1 pseudogene is annotated in these 509 nt (G+C 49.9%); it reads left to right on the plus strand.

The features are described from left to right. Positions 1-509 (plus strand): annotated as a pseudogene (gene glnA / locus A3739_RS07175) (glutamine synthetase); the annotation flags it as partial.

Genomic DNA, 509 nt, shown 5'->3' on the forward strand with positions numbered 1-509 from the left:
GCGCATTGTTTGGTCCAGAGCCAGAGTTCTTCGTATTTGACGATGTTAAGTGGAAAGCTGACATCAGCGGTGCGATGTACCAAATCAACTCTGAAGAAGCTGCATGGTCTAGCGACGCAAGCATCGAAGGCGGCAACACTGGTCACCGTCCTGGCGTTAAAGGCGGTTACTTCCCAGTACCACCAGTTGACTCTTTGCACGATCTTCGTGGCGCAATGTGTGCTGCAATGGAAGCAATGGGACTAGTGATCGAAGTACACCACCACGAAGTAGGTACTGCTGGTCAGTGTGAAATCGGCGTTGGTGCGAACACACTTGTAAACAAAGCCGACGAAGTTCAAATTCTTAAGTACTGTGTACACAACGTTGCACACGCTTACGGCAAGACTGCGACATTCATGCCTAAGCCTCTTGTAGGTGACAACGGTTCTGGTATGCACGTACACATGTCTCTAGCAAAAGATGGCAACAACATCTTCGCTGGTGACGGCTACGCAGGTCTTTCAGAC

This window comes from Oleiphilus sp. HI0067 (assembly GCF_001635735.1).